Origin of the sequence: Puniceibacterium sediminis (assembly GCF_900188035.1) — a bacterium.
In the GTDB taxonomy this organism is placed as follows: domain Bacteria; phylum Pseudomonadota; class Alphaproteobacteria; order Rhodobacterales; family Rhodobacteraceae; genus Puniceibacterium; species Puniceibacterium sediminis.
Window position 1 is genome coordinate 1 of sequence record NZ_FZNN01000069.1, and the last position, 1,030, is coordinate 1,030.

1 pseudogene is annotated in these 1,030 nt (G+C 60.6%); it reads left to right on the forward strand.

Annotated features, from left to right (window positions below):
• Window positions 1–1,030, forward strand: a pseudogene (locus CHB75_RS21230) (IS3 family transposase); the annotation flags it as partial.

Here is a 1,030-nt window from a genome sequence, read left to right on the forward strand (position 1 = left end):
AGGAGGCTGGTTTGCCGACGGCGGAGCTGTGCCGGAAGCACGGCCTGAGCCCTGCGACGTTCTACAAACTGAAAGCCAGGTATGGCGGGATGGACCTGTCCGATGATCGCCATTGGAACGCCATTGGTCCGAGAGACAATGGCGATGCGGCTGAAGCGGCCGAGGATGAGAACGCGAATCTCAAGCGCCTGGTGGCAGATGTCATGCTGTACAATGCTGTGCTGAAGGATCTCCTGGGAAAGCCCTGACGACGCCGATGCAACGGCGGGACGCAGTGCTGCGGGCGATGCGGGATCATCCGATCTCTCAACGCCGGGTCTGCGTCCTGATCGGTGTCGATCCGAAGACCGTGCGGCGCAAGAGACCGCCCGATAACCCGGAGATCCGTCTGGAAATGAACAAGATTGCTGAGAAGCGGCGCCGGTTCGATTATCCCACTGCCCGGCAGGCGATTGCAAGGCAATCTGCCGGGAGGGGCGCATTGGCGTCCTGCTGGAGCGCGTGGGCATGATTATGAACGAAAAGAAGCTTTACCGGATTTACCGGGAAGAGGGCCTGCCAGTGTGCCGCCGTCGAGGCCGCAAACGGGCGCGAGGCAGCCGCACCCCGATGCCAGTGCCATTGCGCCCGAACCAGCGCTGGTCCTTGGACTTCCTGTCCGACACTTTCGGGGCCTGTCGCAACTTCCGCATCCTGGCGGTCAATGACGATTGCTGCCGCGAAAACCTATGCCTGGTCCCCGACACCAGTATCTCCGGGGTCAGGGTCGCACGGGAGTTGGATGCTCTGGTCCGGATCTATGGGAAACCCGCTTGTATAGTCTCCGACAAGGGAACGGAGTTCACCAGCAAAGCGACCCTGAAATGGGCAAACGATAACAAGGTCGAGTGGCATTACATCGATCCCCATTCTCGCGCATGTAAACATGCGCTGCCGTGCAGCGGGACAAGCCGCAGCAAAATGGTTACATCGAGTCCTTCAACGGCAGCTTGCGCTCCTCTCGGCAGATTGCTCCGCAATCGCCTGCCGG